The organism is Flavivirga sp. 57AJ16 (assembly GCF_028736925.1).
Classification (GTDB): Bacteria; Bacteroidota; Bacteroidia; order Flavobacteriales; family Flavobacteriaceae; genus Flavivirga.
Genome location: NZ_JAQZAT010000004.1, coordinates 14,568 through 33,256 on the forward strand (window position 1 = coordinate 14,568; position 18,689 = coordinate 33,256).

Sequence of the window (18,689 nt, forward strand, 5' to 3'; positions counted from 1 at the left end):
CAAGAGCAAAGACTTGATTGGAACTAACTGATAAGCTGGAATGTTTTTGATTTATGATGGTTGACTTAAGACCTAAGACTGTTTTGCTGCTAAAATTAAGAATATAGTCTTGGTTGTAACTAACTGATGAACTGATCGATACATCTGAATATTAATAGCTGGTTTAAAAAGATATAAGACCGCTTTGTTATTAGAACCAAAGATCCCACTTGATACTGAAACAAGTTCAGCACAGGAGGCGGGATTAGCCTGCCACGACAAAGGCGTAGTTCAACAACCAATTTTGAAAATATGGCTTCGCTACTTTTCAAAACAGCGTTTTCCTGCCACGCAATATGCGTGGACTAAAAAAATATGGACAACCGTACTATGATAACGGTTGCCCGTATTTTACCTAAAACGTTGCTTCTAGAGAGACTAATTCAAAAAACAACTATGGTTTTATTTAATTTTTATGGCTTTTTTGTTTTTTTCTTATAATGCTAACATGTCAGGCCTTATTTGACTTTCTAGACATTGATTGAATCACTACTTTTTTATCTATATCTTTTTTGCATTGCCCAAAAAAGAAACAAAAAAGTCTAGCCTTAGATCTTCGGCGGTCAAATTAGTTTTTAATGTCTAAAAGAAATGAATTGTTCGTCTCCTTCTTATTGTTTTTTATTGGTACTCACGAATCTTCCGATTTCGCATTATGTTCTTTTTCCATTTACTAACTTATCTTCTAAACTAGCTATTTGACTACTTGTTTTCTTTTGACCATGCTCGAACAGCATTTCTTTTTTAACGACATCTTCAAACATTTGACACTCGCCTGCAGATCCTAGGGCATTTTCCTCCGATTCATGTTTTAACAATTTTATAAACAGATCAATATTTGCAGGCACACCATAGCTGTATATATGCAGGTTTATTAAAATGATCCTGTGGGCATTTTTAGCGTTCAATATATTAAAAGGGAAAAGATGGTTTTTAATTCTTAACTACTCTAACCTAATTAATCTTAAAACCAGTCTATTTCCCTTTTTGATATGGCATTATTATATTTAAATTTTTTAGTTTTCTTTTTAAACGTCCGTACGCCAGCTGGCTCGTTCATTAAATTTTATTAAAGCCTAACGAAGCCTTTTATTTTCTATTAAGAGTTAGAGAGGGAGTCTATCAGAATCTTTACATTAAGAGCACTTATCTTTATTTTTTATAGATGCTACTTCGTGTAAAAAAGATTACATATGTAAACAAAAGTATGAATTTTCTTCTAAATATAAAAACTAGATACGTTCATTTTTTAGTTTTATTCATTCCTTTTTTAATATCTGTTAAAAAAGAAGATTTTATCGAAATGAATTAGTCAACACACAGGGTTTGGTTTTCCTGTTTTAAGATCGAAATTCTTTATTTAATACATTTCCGTCTTCACGGGCCTATAACAATTTAAACTTTTAGGGCGTTATAGCTAAATAAATAATTTTCTGCCTCCCGGCAGGTATTTTCCATTTAAAGGCTTTTTCGAGTTGCATAGCTAATAAAAACTAGAACTCCAATTGGTCTTCGATTGCGCTCAGACTGACATTACGGCCTTAACTTAATGACATTGATTGAGCTGAGCTACGGAAGAAGAAAAAGATAAAAATGAGTTCTTTACTTAATTGTTAATGTTTTATCGTTTATTTCATAGTTATTGATGAAATTCGTACTCTTAATTGCTATTAGAATATCTTCGATGCTATTGCTTTTATTGAATGTCCCAATAAACCGCTCTTCTGTTTGCACCATATTTTCAATAACCACATCCATATCGTACCAACGTGACAGTACTTTTAAAATATCCTTTAGGGATTTATTTTCAAAACTAAAAATGCCATCTTTCCATGTGGTTTCATTATAAACATCTACCATAGCTAAGCTTATGGTATGTGTTTCCAGGTTAAGATTCGATTGTTGGTTAGGTACCAATATCTGATTTTTATCTGCTGTACTCACCGCTACTTTCCCTTCTACCAAGGTGGTATAAACGTTTGCCTCATCTTTATAGGCTTTTATATTGAACTCGGTACCTAGCACTTCGACTTCCTGGGATTGATTGAGCACCTTAAACTTCGCTCCCTTATGATCGGTGCTTGGCGACACATCGAAATAGGCTTCTCCGTAAACGAGCTCTACCTGGCGCGTTTCCCCGTCCTTAAATGCCACTGGGTATTTTAACTGGGATTCAGAATTCAACCATACTTTGGTTCCGTCGGATAATAAGATATAAAATTGCCCCCCTCTTGGAATGGTTAGGGTGTTATAGTTATTGGTGACTGCTTTTTGGTTATTACGGTATATGATCTCTTCGCCGTTACTGGTAATATTAGCCGTTTGATAATCGGTCCCTTTTTCTAAAGTAACCGCAGAACCATCTTCAAGTGTTAAAGTGGCCTTATTCGTTCCTACTTCTATGTTATTGTTGACAATGATAGGAGCTTCAAAACTTGGGGTCTCATTTATATTATTAAAAACAAAAGCTATGGATATGGATACTAATAGCACCACAGAGGCAGCGACACCATAAGCCCAAAACCTATATGGATTTCTAGATCCTTGAATTTTTTCCTTTACAGTCTTCCAATCTTTTTCTGCATCAATTTCTTTTAAAAGTTTCAAGCGCTCACTTGCTTTTATATCTGTGAGCATCTGACCTTTAATTTTCTCATCGAAAATCTCAAGTTTTTCTAAATCGCCAGGAATTTCATTCTTTATTATTGAGGCTGCTAACGTTTTTGAAAGTGGTTTTATTTTATTGGAATGACCCATTATAATATTTTAGGTTATATGATTAATACAAAAAAAAGAAAAATCGGGTGGTATATTATATAAAAAGTTAGTTCATTTAACTGTTAAAAAGCTAAGAAAGTCCCTTAATTTACGATAGGCCACTTTTTTATGGTCCTTGACCGTATTGACGGATATGGATAATTCTTCTGCGATCTGATTATTTGTGTAGTCTTCGATACTCAACCGAATCACCTGAGCCGCTTTTTCCGGTAATTGACTAATGGCTTTATTTATAACGGCAGTCGTTTCTATAACAACGGCTTCAGACATATAGAATTCTTCGGTTTCATAAGCCTCTATGTTTGCAAGCTCATAACGTTCCGTAGCCTTATACTGTTTACTTTTTAAATAATTGAGACATTTATTCTTGACGGCTTTATAAAAAAATCCCGTGGCATGATTTTCGTTTTGAAAGGTTATTTTATCTTCCCAAACCTTAACAAACACCTCCTGAACAAAATCTTTTGAGATTTCTAAATCGTTAAGATACTTATACGCGAATACACATAGTTGCGGATATAAGCTCTCAAAAAGCTTTTTGTAACTTTCTAATGTAAATTCGTGATCGCCTCCCCTCATGGCTTCAGTTAGAGATTTAGAAATATTGAGTAAAACTAAATAAATATTGGGTAAAACTAAATAATTATTTATTATTCCCGTAAAAATGTACGTAATTATTTATTAATTTCATAAAAAAAACACCACAAACTTATTCCAAAAAGGGTCATTTTTTTTAACGAAAAATAAGCCCATTGAACCTATAAAAAAATCAGCATGCATTTAACCAATTCAATATCAGACAAATATATGTTTGTAAGAAAATAAACTCAAAAGGCTCCATGTCATTATATTTTATTTTTTAGTTTGCATAAAAAAATATAATTATTTGTAAATTTTATCGTACAATTTTAAAAATAAATAAATTTTATTTGAAATATTAAGATTACTTTGCTGCTAGAATTAAGAACATAATCTTGGTTGTAACTAACTGATGGATTGGAATACTTTTAAAGCTATTGATGTTTGACTTAAGACGTAAGACGTAAGACTGTTTTGCTATTAGAATTAAGAATATAGACATGATTGTAACTAACTGATGGATTGGAATACTTTTAAAGCTATTGATGTTTGACTTAAGATGTAAGATCGCTTTGCTGTTAGAATTAAGAATATAGTCTTGGCTGTAACTAACTGATGAACTGGAATATTTTTGAGGCTATTGATATTTGACTTAAGACGTAAGACTGTTTTGCTGCTAGATTGCTAGAGTGAAGCGAGCCTTTAGGCTAGAGTTTATGCTGAGCGCCCGCCTGCCGGACGGCTACGGTGTACCCACATCTTTTTTCAATATAAAGAACAAAAGCTTATTTCCTTTTTTACTTACTTTTCTTTGCTCGTCCAAAGAAAAGTAACAAAAGAAAAGACGCCCTTTCGAGAGGTATTTCTTCTCATGCTGTCGCCAGAGAAGAACCGGGCCCAAAACTTCGCGTCGCCCCACCGCCATGCCCAACGCCAATGCTCCTGTTCCTCGAAGCTTTTGTGCCCTATCCTTCCGAAAGGTCGGGGACAGCCCTATGGTATTTTCCAACAGCTAGCAGAGAGACCTGAGCGCTCTATAAAAACGGTCTGCGAGGCTGGTACGGCAAACCTATACAGAAAGCAAAGGACATAGAGCGAGTTCTTTTTATCTGTGGCTGCGACAGAAGATCATGATTTGTGTTATGCTTACATCTAACTCTCGTTATTTATTCAGACTATTGACAGGATTTCAAACCTATATTGTCTAGGGATTCTTATTCATGCTGTGTCCAATCTATTCCATAATGTATTGGATTCGTGTGATTTTGTGCCTTTCGTGTCTTTTTTATTGATGTGTACTCACGGTAGTTCAGCTGAAGAGGGGATGAATTTTTCGACGCCAGGAGGAAAAGAAAGGGGCGTTTGACAAATTAAACATGTAAAGAACACTCAAAAAAACAAACCCTCCGTCTGTATGTTACCACATACAGCCACCTCCCTTTTTAGCTAAAAAGGGAGGAACACGTCTCGGAAAAGCCGTTGGTACAAAGTAGATACTAATTAACTTGGTGTCATTATTTGTGGGTACACCGTAGCTGCCGGACGGGCAGGCAGCCGAAGCACTTGGGGCCTCTCAATATGATGAAATTTCACCTTGGAAGCTTCGCTTAATAGCTTCAAACAAAAATATAAATCAGACGAAGGCTTTCTGAAAAGTAATATATTTTGTCATTCTGAGTACTTCGACTAGGCTCAGTACAGGCTATAGCGAAGAATCTTATTGTTTTGTAAATCTATATATTTTGTTTTTAAGAGATGCTTCACAGCTTCGCTGCTACCTTCTTAACAAAATATATTTTGTTTCTCGGTAATATTCTGATTGACACTTTTCTGACTGCCTCAGTTACATGCTTATTCCTAACGACCTTTGCTTTTCTATTCGTTTTATAATTTAATGGTTCTTGTTCTCCTAGCAGAGATATATTTCGATGTTTCTTATGGCTTCAATGTGTATGTTCTGCTTCGCTTTTCTTCATCTCTGCCATTAAATAGTAGGCACCACTTTGGGCAACTAATGTATTCTTATCGATATTCTCAATAAAATCGAAAGCGATAAATCCGTTACTCATAGATTTTATAATCACTTCTTGGGGAGCAAACCCCCAACTGTCATCCGCTTTCTTTTCTGCAGTAAACACATAAAATGTTTCGCCTTCTTGAAAAACAGCATCTTCCGGCAAGGCCTGTTCTAAGTTCTCATCGGTAATAATACGTGCGCTGACGTACATCCCTGGGATCAAGTTTTTATCTTTATTTTCTATTTCTGCATGAATATGTAAGGCTTTGGGGCCTTCTTCAAAAGATTTTCCAACTGAGTAAATTTTAGCGGTCATTTCTTTATTTCCTATGGCTTCCATATTAAATTTCACCAATTGGCCATGCTTTACTTTATTCACATCTTTTTCAAACACCATTAAATCTGCATGAATATGCTCTGTATTCACAATTTCAAACATAGGTGTCTGAGGCTGCACATATTGTCCGGACTTTATTTGTACTTTTTCAATAAAACCATCTATAGGGCTCTTTATGGGCGCCACTTGAGAGATATTACCTGCTCTTATGTTTTTTGGCGAGAGGCCCAACAAGCGCAACTGACCCTCAAGACCTTTTACCAGACCTTTAGCGCTCACATATTTTGATTGTGCTTGCTGGTAATCGCGACCGGATCCGACTTGAGCGTCATATAATTTTTTTTGACGCTTATAATCTTGTTCCAAAAAAGTAAGTTCATGATACGTTTGCAAATAATCGGTCTGAACAGTAATGATATCCGGGTGGCTAATATAGGCCAAGGTTTGTCCTTTTCTTACCTTATCGCCTTCAATTGTTTTAATGCTATTCACATTGGCTCCTAGGGTTGCCGTCACGACCGCCTCATTTTGAGGTGGCACTCCTAATTGACCATTTACCTGAATAAACCCCTTCATGTTTCGTTTTACAAGTGTATCGATTTTAATGTTTAAAACAGCCATTTGTGCTTGATTCAAGACAACTTCTTCTGGATGTTCTTCATGAGCATCGACAGGGTCCAGAGTGTTTGGGTTTGTTATTGGGGACACATGATTCCCTGAGGCATCGTGGCCATGCCCATCTTTTTCTGAGTGATTTTTACAACTTGTGAGTGTTACAAGAGCCATCAAAATTGCCGAGATATATATGTTTATTTTTTTCATTTTTTTGTGGTTATGTGGTTAAAAGGTTAAACAGCTAAACGGTTAAACAATTAAACAGCTAAACAGTTAAACAATTAAACAGCTAAACGGTTAAACAATTAAACGATTAAACGATTAAACAGTTAAAAGGTTAAAAAATATTCCAACTGGATTTTACTTTCCAAATAATCCTGGAGTATCTTCCAAGTATTAATTTCCAATTGAATGGCTGCTTTCATATTCTGAAGAAAACCTATATAATCCAAAGCGCCTTCCTTATAGGATAAGCTCGCTCCATGCCGTTGCTCTATAGCCAATGGCAGGGCTTCATTTTTATAATATTGCCAACTGGCCTCTAACTGTTCATATTTTGAAAGCATCGCATAAAAAGTACTTTCAAACTGTGCTTGTTTGACCCTATTTTCTTGTTCTATAATGGCCTTATTAATTTTTGAAGCTTTAGATGTTCCTTTTGCCTTGTTAAATACCAATGGCATTTTTATACCCATTTGAAAACTATTAAATCCGGATTGACCTGCTATTTTTTGAAATCCATATTGGGCAGATAACTTCGGTAAAAATTGGGCATTAGCCACTTTTTGCTGGGCTTTTGCAACATCCAATTGATTTTCCCATAATTTAAAAAGGGCATGGTCTTTCAAGCTTGTTTCATTAATCAAGAGGGTACTATCCATGGCATCAAATGATGTTGATGGCACCTCATACCATGTATCTGTAAATAACCACTGATTCAATTCCTGTAATGCCGTTTTATAAGACACTAGCGCTTGTTCCTTTTTAAGCGCGATCCATTTTCCTTGATTCTTGGTGGCACTGTATTCCAGTTTTGAAATGGCTTCTGTTTCAAAACGCAAGTCTATGGCTTTATTCAATCCAGAAAACATAGCAAGTATCTCCTTATAAGACTCAACTATTTTCTTAGTGGTATAAGCCTTTGCCCAAGCTGTTTGAACTTTTTGCTTTAGGCTTAAAGTGCTTAATTCCACGTTCGTTTTGGCAAGTTTAATATAGGCATTCGCTAATTTATTTTTTGAAGGCATTCCGAAAACGGCAATATCACTTTGTCCAATGCCTAAAGTGGTATACGTAGCAGGGTTATTATTTCCTATGTCTTCTCCCGATGTAAAAATAGTGGTCTCACCAAAATCCCAGGCAGTAGTTTTTAATGCTTTCTCCTTTTCCACAGAAAGCAGGGCTGCTTTTAAAGACGGATAGTTTTTGGATGCCATGGTAACAGCTTCCTCCATAGAAATGGTTGATTGCTGCGCTTGGGCCATTCCAAAACTAAATATTAATATAAAACTTGCTATAATGGCTTTTTTATTCCCAAAGGTCCTTGATTTTGAAAACCCCTGTTCATCATTTTTACGTGCAATCCATTTATATAAAACGGGGATAACAAATAAGGTCAATAACGTAGATGTTAACAGACCACCAATAACCACGGTTGCTAAAGGCTGTTGCACCTCGGCCCCTGAGGATGTTGATAATGCCATGGGCAAAAACCCCAGCATATCGGTTAAGGCCGTTAATAATATGGGACGTATACGCCGTCTTGTGCCTACTCTAATACGTTCGTCAAGATCCATAACCCCTGTTTCCTTGAGTTCGTTAAACCCACTAATCAATACCAGACCATTTAATACGGCCACTCCAAAAAGCACAATAAAACCAACGCCTGCCGAGATACTGAAAGGCATACCCCGAAGCATTAATGAAAAAACACCTCCAATGGCTGCCAAAGGGATAGCCATATAAATCATCATGGTCTGTTTAAATGATTTTAATGCCATGAAAATGAGGACAAATATGAGCCCTAATGCCATGGGAACAACCATTTTTAGTTTACTGGTAGCGCGCTCTAAATTTTCGAAAGCGCCACCATATCTCACATAATATCCTGCTGGCAAGCTTACTTCGTCTTCAATTTTTTGCTGAATTTCTTCTACCAACGATTTTATATCACGCCCCCTAACATTAATACCTACATAGGTCCTACGGTTGGTATTATCGCGACTTATTTGCATGGGGCCTGGTTTGTAGCTGATACTCGCGACTTCCTTCAATGGTATTTGAGCGCCACTGGGCAGCGTCACAAACAGGTTTTTAACATTATTCAGGTCCTGTCGTAATTCCTCTTTAAGACGAACCACTAAATCAAAACGTTTTTCGCCTTCAAAAATGGTTCCGGCAACACCTCCAGCAAATGCCGTTTCTATAAGCTTATTCAGTTCATTTATTTGTAAACCGTATTGGGCTATTTTACTTCTATTGTAACGAATGGTAATTTGTGGTTGGCCAGAAGTCGCTTCTACTTTCATATCTGCAACACCATCGACAGTGGCTACTATTTTACCAATCTCTTCGGCTTTTTTTGCCAGCATATCCAAATCGTCGCCATAAAGCTTCACGGCTATATCTTCACGAACGCCTGTAATCAATTCATTAAAACGCATTTCGATAGGCTGTGTAAATTCATAATTTACGCCAGGAACCTGCTCTATCATGGCTTTTATTTTATCAATAAGTGCTTCTTTGGTCATATGGCCAGTCCATTCATTTTGAGGTTTCAGAATGACAAAGACATCTGCAATATCCATAGGCATAGGGTCTGTTGGCACTTCTGCAACACCTATCCTACTTATCACATCGATAACTTCTGGAAAATGCTGTTTTATTATCTTTTCAATTTTTGTGGTTGTTTCTATCGTTTCCGTTAATGAACTTCCTGGTTTTAAGATAGCGTGAAAGGCCAAGTCGCCCTCATCCAATTGCGGCATAAACTCCCCGCCCATTCTAGTAAAGGCAAACACGGCCAATGCAAGTAATACAACAGATGAAACCATGACCATTTTTCCTTTTCCCAAAGCCTTTACCAATAAGTTTTCATACTTGTCCTCCAACCCATGTACGAGGCGGTCTCCCCAATATCTTTTTTCTGTTTTGGGCACTTTTAAAAATACCGCCGTCATCATTGGCACATATGTTAAACACAATACCATGGCTCCAATCATAGCAAAACTAAAAGTCAAGGCCATAGGTATAAACATTTTTCCTTCTACGCCTTCTAAAGCTAGAATAGGCAAGAAGACGATAAGAATAATGAATTGCCCAAAGAAAGCCGTATTCATCATTTTTGATGACGCACTGTATGCCATGTCATCCCTATCTTTTGCCGTCATAGCCCCCGTTTTTTTAATCCGTTGGTAGATAAGAAAAACGGTGCTTTCCACAATAATTACGGCACCGTCAACAATAATTCCAAAATCAATGGCTCCCAAACTCATTAAGTTTGCCCAAACATCAAAAACATTCATGAGGATAAAAGCAAAGAGTAATGATAATGGAATGGTTGAAGCCACTATTAATCCGCCCCTCCAGTTTCCTAAGAAAAACACCAAAATAAAAATGACGATAAGCGCTCCTTCTATCAGGTTATTCTTCACAGTAGACGTTGTATTTTCTATAAGATTACTTCTATCTAAAAAGGGTTTAATGGTTACGCCTTCTGGTAAAGATTTTTGAATATCGGCCATTCTACTGGTAACACTTTTAATAACAGCATTTGTACTAGCGCCTTTTAGCATTAAAATCATACCTCCAACAGCTTCTCCTTCTCCATTTTTGGTTAACGCCCCATATCGGGTCGCTTTGCCAAATTGCACCGTTCCTATATCTTTAACAGTAATGGGGATCCCTTCTCTATTGGTCACTACCATATTTTTAATATCATCCAAAGTGCGAGCTAGACCTTCTCCCCTAATAAAATTCGCTTGATGGTTCTTCTCAATATAGGCACCGCCCGTGTTTTGGTTATTATTTTCCAGTGCACTATACACATCACTAATAGTCAACCCAATGGCATTCAACTCATTCGGGTCTATAGTGACTTCATACTGTTTAACACGTCCGCCAAAGGCGTTCACTTCTACAACGCCAGGAACCATGGCCATTTGCCTGCGAATGATCCAATCTTGTATGGTACGCAGTTCTATGGCATCATATTGATCTTTAAACCCTGGGGCCACTTCTAGGGTATATTGATAAATCTCTCCTAAGCCTGTTGAGATGGGGCCCATAAAAGGGTCACCAAAGCCTTCTGGAATATTGGCCTTAATTTCGTTTAACTTTTCAGATACTAATTGCCGTGGCAAATAGGTATCTAAATCGTCACTAAAAACAACCGTTACTACCGAAAGCCCAAATCGTGAAATGGATCTTATTTCTGTCACTTGCGGAAGGTTTGCTACGGCAATTTCTACGGGGTAGGTAATAAATTGTTCGATGTCTTCTGTCCCTAGATTAGGTGCCTGGGTAATAATCTGTACTTGATTATTGGTAATGTCCGGAACAGCATCTACAGGCACTTGTTTAACACTGTAAATGCCTCCAATGATTAATGCGAGTGTAAACAATCCAATAACAAATTTGTTATGGATCGAAAACTTGATAAGTTTATTTATCATAAAAATTTTATTAATTCAATTATAAATATGTTTTATGTGAATAATGGGTAAGAATTTTGAGCTTTTAGAATACTTCGGCTACGCTCAATGTCATTAAGTTAAGGCCGGAATGTCAGTCTGAGCGCAGTCGAAGACCAATTGGAGTTCTAGTTTTTATTAGCATTTCGACTGCGCTCAATGTGACAAATAAAGACCAAATTCCCTTAACTTAATGACATTGGGCTACGCTATACATAACAAAGCACTGTTCATCAGAAACACAAATGTGTCTTGTTTGTTGAAATTTATTTCTAATTCACGTTTAGCTAGAGTATTAAACCTGTGATTTGATATACTCTCGATACACCTTGGCGTAGCACTAGCTTTGAAGTATTATTCAACAGCCCTTCGACTGCGCTCAGGGAGACAGTAGCGTTATCATTTCCATACGCTAGTTAAAATTTTAACACGAGTCTTGAAATAGCACTACATGACTTAAACATTATTCACGTTATTTTATTAAAACGTATCAGGATATAGGTATCCTCAAAAAAAATTGAATTATACCCGAGGGGGTTGAAAAAGGCGGTCTAAAAAGTTATAAGAGTGACCCTTTTTATATGAAAATATTGGTTTTTTGAATTCAGGTGAAAAATCAAGTTGAAACTCGAACTTAGTAGGCGTGAACACATTGGTAATACTCATATCTACACAATGATGGTGATGGCTTGAATTCTTTTCATCCTCATTATCATCTTGATGTTGTTCCTCTAGTCCTAGGTTATCAAAACGCTCAAAACTATCGCAATGTGTACCAACAACGACAACATCTACATGCTCCCGCATGGGGGATGTAATAATTAATGCAGCCAATATAAGTACGATACATTTCATTAAAGCAAAGATACAAACTATCTTAAATATTAAAGTGATTTGAATGTCTAATTAACTTTTAAACGGGTTTTACGTTAATTAACCTGTCAAAAAACAGGTTTCATTTCCAAATGAAGGTTTTTTTGCACTGCATAGTAGCGTTACGAAGTAATAATTGGTATAACAAAAAGACGAAAAAAGGATGAAAAGGAACATTCCTGCCTGCCAGCGAGCTACGGTGTACCCACATCTTTTTCGGTATATAAGCTAAAAGTTTTTTTACTTACTTTTAGCTCACAGATCTAATTTGATAAATAGGAGTTCGTGAATCTTCGATTTCTTTGCCCGTCCAAAGAAAAGTAACAAAAGAAAAGACGCCCTTTCGAGAGGGATTCCTTCTCACGCTATCGCTTGAGAAGAACCGAGCCCAAAACTTCGCGTCGCCCCACCACCATGGCCAACGCCAATGCTCCTGCGCTCCGAAGCTTTTGTGCTCTATCCTTCCGAAAGGTCGGGGACAGCCTAATGGCCTTTTCCCAACAATGGGCAGAGAGACCAGACCGCACTAAAAAAAGAAAAGAACACTAAAAAAACAAACCCTCTCCTCCCTTTTTAGCCAAAAAGGGAGGAACACGTCTCGAACAAGCCGTTGGCACAAAGTAGAAACTAATTAACATGGAGTGATTATTTGTGTTATTTGTGGGTACACCGTAGCTGCCGGCAAAGCAGGTTGCAGCCAATTGGAAAAGTTTATAAAATAGGGCTTAGAAAAGAATGGGGATATTATTTATATTTGATAAAACTTAAAAATATAGATCACATTGGAAAAGAAAAGGATAGAATCTGTCGATATTTTAAGAGGGATTACCATTGTCGCTATGATTTTGGTCAATACACCTGGGGATTGGGGCCATGTTTATCCTCTTTTATTACATGCCGAATGGCATGGGCTAACGCCAACAGATTTAATTTTTCCCTTTTTTTTATTCATTGTTGGTATTTCGATCTATTTCGCTTACAAAAATAAACCGAACAGTAAATCCGTCTACAAAAAAATAACGGTTAGAAGCCTAAAATTGATTGGGCTAGGGTTATTTCTCAACTTGTTTTTACCCTATTTCCCTTTTGTTTCTGATTTTGAGACCTTACGGTTCCCAGGGGTACTTCAAAGAATAGGGATCGTATTTTTTATTTCGTCTGTATTGTACCTTAATTGTAATTGGAAAAGTTTGGTAACTATTTCAGCACTTATTTTAGTAGGCTATTGGTTGTTTCTTGGTTTTATGCCGTTTCCAAACCTGCATGGTGTGTCGCCAACATTTGACAGGGCCCCAAATAACTGGGCCAATTATCTGGACTTAAACCTTTTGGGCAAACATATGTGGCAACCGGATTATGATCCAGAAGGGATGATTAGTACATTACCAGCGGTTGTAACATGTGTCTCGGGCATTTTAATTGGAAAATTGTTAGATGGACTTACCAAAGTGAGGTATTTATTTTTTGTTGGACTCGGCTTATTACTTTCCGGTTATTTGTTTCATATATACTTTCCAATAAACAAGGCACTTTGGAGTAGTAGTTTTGTTTTAGTGACTAGTGGTTGGGGCACGTTAATCCTCGCCATTATTTATTATTTAAGGGACGTCAAAAAATATAGATTCGGAACCGTATTTAAATATGTAGGCATGAATGCCATTACCATTTACTTTTTATCTAGTTTTATATCTAAATCCATGTATTTAATAAAAGTAGGGGAAGATAGCAATGTGCATGCCTGGCTTTACGAAATTATTTTTGTGCATGAATTTTTAAGTCCTAAATTTTCCTCGTTGTTATACGGCCTTACCGTGGTTTCATTTTATGTGCTTTTGGGTTATTTATTGTATAGGAAAAAGATATTCATAAAAGTTTAAGCTACATGATATGATGTCCTGCGCCACACGAAGGCGTGGTGTATAGAGAAGGATTTTAAAGCCCTAAACCTTGCCTGCCTGGTCGGTAGGTACGGTGTACCTACATCTTTTTCGGTATATAAACTAAAAGTTTTTTTACTTACTTTTAGCTCACAGATCTAATTTGATAAATAGGAGTTCGTGAATCTTCGATTTCTTTGCTCGTCCAAAGAAAAGTAACAAACCTGCCTGCCGGCAGGCAGGAGAAAAGACGCCCTTTCGAGAGGTATTCCTTCTCACGCTATCGCTTGAGAAGGACCAAGCCCAAAACTTCGCGTCGCCCCACCACCATGACCAACGCCAATGCTCCTGTGCTCCGAAGCTTTTTAGTCCTTCGCGCAGTCTGGCACCTACACTAAAATAGTCCACTGGACTATTTTTAAACGCTCGGTCCCCTTCCGAAAGGTCGGGGACTGCCCAATGGCCTTTTCCCAACAATGGGCAGAGAGACCAAACCGCACTAAAAAAACAAACCCGCTCCTCCCTTTTTTGCTAAAAATGGTGCGGTACCCGTCTCGGACAAGCCGTTGGTACAAAGTAGATACTAATTAATTTGGTGTGATTATTTGTATTATTTGTGGGTATACATACCGTAGCTGGTCGGCAGACAGGTTATTAATAGGTCTGCCAGGCACTTTGTCCTTAACCTGTTTGATCACAATTAAAACCTCAGCATAAACCAAAGTTAAAAGCTCCTCTGATAATGCCGCATAATATATCCATTATAATACCATTTAGCAATTGAAATCACTGTTAAATTGAACTCTGGTTATATTTTTATTCAAGGTTGCCCTTATTCGGCCAATGGTTCCAAATTAATATAACGATAGCTTATGTCACCTATATGCTTATAAGATGTATCCTTTTCTTGAAGTCGGCCCCATCCAAAATTATGCTCTATTTCTTCCTCTTTATATTGGTCCAGAACACTTTCTGATAACAAAATATACTCATCATAGGGCACTTTATTCTTTAAAAGGCGATGTGCTACAATAACATCTTCTCCCATGAGCTTGATATTTTTCCCTATTTGAACGGCACTGATCTTTTCTCCATAATGTAAAATGATCTTTAAGCCCAAAACCTCTGGGATGTTAATGCCTTGCACCTCGTATTTGTATAATATCTCGAGCGTCCTTAATTGTTTATAAAATTTGGTATAAAATAACCTGCATTGCTCTACTAACTCCCTGAATGTGGGCAGGTCACCTGTTTTATAAAATAGAATAGCATCACCTTCTATTTCAGAAACCCTAAAACCCAAGTTGTTAGAGTATATGACTTTATTTAAAAGGGACGGGATTACTTGCGAACTTATCTCAATATCCGCAGCACTCATAAATTCTGTAAATCCGCTAATATCCGGAATACAAATTAGCATAGGTTTTGGTTTTTGCTCCATGTATATTTCATTTGCCTAATAACACTTCAATATTACAATAATACCAAATAAACTTCAAAATAACTGGTTAAATCCGTTTAGCTCACTATCTTTTATTTTTATAATTGGTGTTCGTGAATCTTCGATTTCTATTTCCAATCATTTTAAAATTCATTTGGTATAAAAAAATATAAAAGCTAATTTTTTATCTTGATCTGGACACAAAGGCTTCCCACTCCTTAAATCGTGATTCGCCCATAACCCGTTCCATTTTTACCTGGCCTCCTTTTTTCTTTTGATGACCATTCCAATCTGAAAAGACCTCGGGGGAAACGGTTGTGACTTTAACACCTTTAAGGGCCTTGGATCTAGCTACCTTATAATTTTTATTGGCTTTCTGTAATAGCCTATCTAAAACATCGGCCATTTTTTTATTATCTACGGTTGACGAAGTTCCCAAATACCAATGGTGATAAAACGCATGGTCTATTTTCACTGCTGAAAGGGTAAATTCAGGAATCTCAATATTAAATTGGGTTTCCATTTCCAGTAAGGCGTCATTCATTTTATTTACTGACAACTGGGATCCTACGACGTTCAAAAAGAATTTAGTACGCCCGGTAATTTTAATTTCGGCACGTTCAATATCCGTAAACGCTATGGTATCTCCAATAATATAACGCCAGGCGCCAGCAACCGTACTAATTAATAGCACATAATCCTGATCGCGTTCTACCTGAGATAATGTTATTGATGGGGCATCCTGTTTTAGAGAACCATCTTCATTGACATACTCTGGTTTAAACGGAACAAATTCAAAATAAATACCATTATCTGTAATTAAACGCATAGCGCCTGTATCTGGTCTGTCCTGAAAAGCAATAAAACCCTCTGAAGCCAGATAGGTGTCTATAACCGTTATGGGATGCCTTAATAATTTATTAAAGCTCTTCTCGTAGGGGGCAAAAGCAATACCTCCAGAGGTATAAACCTGAAGGTTTGGCCATATATCATGGATCGTGTCCACATTGTTATACCTGATTACTTTTTCAAGCATGAGCTCGATCCATGAGGGGATGCCACTTAGCGCTCCAATATCAAAATCCTTGGCTTTTTTGGCGATAAGCGCTACACGTTCATCCCAGTCATCTATTTTTGCAATGGCTTTCCCGGGCTTATAATAGCCTTCAAACCAAAATGGTATTTTACTGGCACTAATACCACTAATCTCGCCTTCTAAATGGCCGTTGTGCTCATTAAGGTTTGTAGAACTGCCCAGCATCATGATGTCTTTTTCAAAAAATGTTGCTGGTAAATCAAAATTGGATAATGCTTCAACTTGCTTGACTCCTGCCTTTTTTATGGCCTCGATCATATCGTTTGTTACCGGGATACGCTTACTTTCCTTTCCTGTAGTACCAGAACTTAATGCAAAATAATCGGGGTTTCCTGGCCAGGTCACGTTCTCTTCCCCTGCAATGACCCGATGCCACCATTCATCTTTTATTTTGTTATAATCAAAATACGGCATGTTGTCTGCAAATACCTTAGACTTCTCATTGCTGCTCAATATGGTTTCAAAATTATATGCTTTACCAAATGCCGTATTTTTTGCTTTCTCCAATAAACCGTTCAAAACAGCTTCCTGAGCTTCCAAATGATCTTTAGACGGCGTTAATGCATCCTTAAGATTAATTATACTTTTTATTATTGATCCTTTTACCGCCATAACAATTATTAAAACTAATTCATTTTCTCGTTTACAAACTCCAAAACCTGTTCTGGTGATGTATACAAGCGTTTTATTTTTTCTTTGTATCTATCTGATAGCCCTGTATGGCTTAAGATATAGTTTTTAGTTTCCAGTATGTAATCCTTCATATGGTGCCTAATCGCATAATGGTCTGCTGTTTGTTCCGCTTTGATTACAAATGATTCAGAAAACAGATAACATAAACCAAACCTTATTAAGTTTAGCCCTGATCTGTTCTGATAATCCATAACATGCCCCAATTCATGGCCCAACCAGCCTATTAATACATTTTGTGGAATGGAACGGGTATGGAACTTTCTATTTTGAATATCAAAATGCCTGCTTATTAAAATCACATAGTTGCGTTTGTTCCGTTTTTTGAATAAACTACCAAGCTTAGGCTGTGCTTTCATAACCGATGAACTCATTTTTCTCGTTAGCTTAAATTCTATGGGCACTTCTTTGAGTTCTGGATAAAAAGATAAAGCTATTTCTGCTTCATGCTTTAAATATTTTGGAATTGATTTGTTTAACATCATTAATTTTTTCAAAATAGTGTGTTGCCAAATTAAAGGTTCTCACTCTTAGGGTTTAATTCAAATACAACAAAGATGAACTCAAATGCGTAGGCCATCTCTAAAAACCAGCATCTTGATTACCTGATCAAATAAAAATAGGGCGTTTAAAAAATTACAAAGTCTTTTTAGGCTCCTTTTATAGAGCACATTTTACCAATAAAATAAGGGGCTGAGTCTATATATAGCTAATACCAAATAAACATCAAAACAACCTATAATGTTTGTTTAGTTCACTATCTTTCATTTTAAAAATAGGTGTTCATGAATCTTCGATTTCTTTTTAGCTCATATTTCTATATAAAACATGTGCTCAGCTTGACTGGGTATATAACCGTAACGATGCTCAATGTCATTAAGTTAAGGCCGTAATGTCAGTCTGAGCGCAGTCGAAGACCAATTGGATTTCTAGTTTTTATTAGCATTTCGGACTGCGCTCAATGTGACAAATAAAGAACAAATTTCCTTAACTTAATGACATTGAACGATGCTATGCTTAGATTTTCTATTTTATCTGAACTAAAAATAATTCAAAATATTTACGGTTATTTTGAAATTCATTTGGTATAATTGAACCACCTCCCCGCTTCAGCTGAACTACTGTGTGTACACAAATAAAGCACAATAAAAAGATGGGACACGAATGGCACAAATTTTCACTAATTAACGTGAGTTCGATTTAAAACCTGTTATTTAAATGGGTTTCGACAGAGCCTGTGCTGAGTTTACCGAAGTACTCAACCTGACAACCAAGATTAAATTACTGATAGTCAGCTCAATAATATTATGCTTACATCTGACTCTCGTTATTTATTCTGTCTATTGACTGGTTTTCAAGCCTATATAGTCTAGGGATTCTTATTCATGCTGTGTCCAATCTATTCTATAAAGGATTGGATTCGTGTGAATTTGTGCCATTCGTGTCTTTTTTAAAGATGTGTACTCACGGTAGTTCAGCAGAAGCGGGGATGAATTTTCGACGCCAGGAGGAAAAGTAAGGGGCGTTTGACAAATTAAACATGTAAAGAACACCTAAAAAAACAAACCCTCCGTCTGTATGTTACCACATACAGCCACCTCCCTTTTTTGCTAAAAAGGGAGGAATCCGTTTCGAACAAGCCTTTGATGCAAAATA

10 protein-coding genes are annotated in these 18,689 nt (G+C 36.8%); 1 reads left to right on the forward strand and 9 read right to left on the reverse strand.

What is annotated here, in order from left to right; translation table 11 throughout:
• Positions 1-692 precede the first annotated feature (692 nt).
• From PQO00_RS05355 to PQO00_RS05380, 6 genes are all read right to left on the reverse strand, one after another.
• Positions 693-947, reverse strand: a complete 255-nt coding sequence (locus PQO00_RS05355) for a hypothetical protein (protein ID WP_274183801.1) — start codon at positions 945-947, stop codon at positions 693-695.
• A gap of 694 nt (positions 948-1,641) precedes the next feature.
• Positions 1,642-2,796 carry a FecR family protein gene (locus tag PQO00_RS05360; RefSeq protein WP_274183802.1) on the reverse strand — a complete coding sequence of 385 codons (1,155 nt, stop codon included), beginning with the start codon at positions 2,794-2,796 and terminating at the stop codon, positions 1,642-1,644.
• 72 nt (positions 2,797-2,868) lie between these two features.
• Positions 2,869-3,396, reverse strand: coding sequence for an RNA polymerase sigma-70 factor (locus tag PQO00_RS05365; protein ID WP_274183803.1), 528 nt, complete (start codon positions 3,394-3,396; stop codon positions 2,869-2,871).
• Between the two features lie 1,943 nt (positions 3,397-5,339).
• On the reverse strand, positions 5,340-6,572 hold the full coding sequence (locus tag PQO00_RS05370; protein ID WP_274183804.1) for an efflux RND transporter periplasmic adaptor subunit: 1,233 nt from the start codon (positions 6,570-6,572) through the stop codon (positions 5,340-5,342).
• A gap of 122 nt (positions 6,573-6,694) precedes the next feature.
• Complete coding sequence (locus PQO00_RS05375; RefSeq protein ID WP_274183805.1) at positions 6,695-11,038, reverse strand: CusA/CzcA family heavy metal efflux RND transporter; 4,344 nt, start codon at positions 11,036-11,038, stop codon at positions 6,695-6,697.
• A 540-nt stretch (positions 11,039-11,578) separates the two neighbouring features.
• Entirely contained in the window at positions 11,579-11,911 is a 333-nt protein-coding gene (locus PQO00_RS05380) for a hypothetical protein (RefSeq protein ID WP_274183806.1), read from the reverse strand.
• Positions 11,912-12,711: 800 nt separating this feature from the next.
• Between PQO00_RS05380 and PQO00_RS05385 the strand changes: the two genes are divergently transcribed.
• A complete protein-coding gene (locus tag PQO00_RS05385; protein ID WP_274183807.1) occupies positions 12,712-13,806 on the forward strand; it encodes an acyltransferase family protein in 1,095 nt (364 codons plus the stop codon).
• Between the two features lie 832 nt (positions 13,807-14,638).
• Here PQO00_RS05385 and PQO00_RS05390 read toward each other — a convergent pair.
• From PQO00_RS05390 to PQO00_RS05400, 3 genes are all read right to left on the reverse strand, one after another.
• A complete protein-coding gene (locus PQO00_RS05390; protein ID WP_274183808.1) occupies positions 14,639-15,247 on the reverse strand; it encodes a DUF2652 domain-containing protein in 609 nt (202 codons plus the stop codon).
• 184 nt (positions 15,248-15,431) lie between these two features.
• Positions 15,432-16,955, reverse strand: coding sequence for a GH3 auxin-responsive promoter family protein (locus tag PQO00_RS05395; RefSeq protein ID WP_274183809.1), 1,524 nt, complete (start codon positions 16,953-16,955; stop codon positions 15,432-15,434).
• Positions 16,956-16,969: 14 nt separating this feature from the next.
• Positions 16,970-17,518, reverse strand: a complete 549-nt coding sequence (locus tag PQO00_RS05400; protein WP_274183810.1) for a hypothetical protein — start codon at positions 17,516-17,518, stop codon at positions 16,970-16,972.
• Between the last annotated feature and the right edge of the window lie 1,171 nt (positions 17,519-18,689).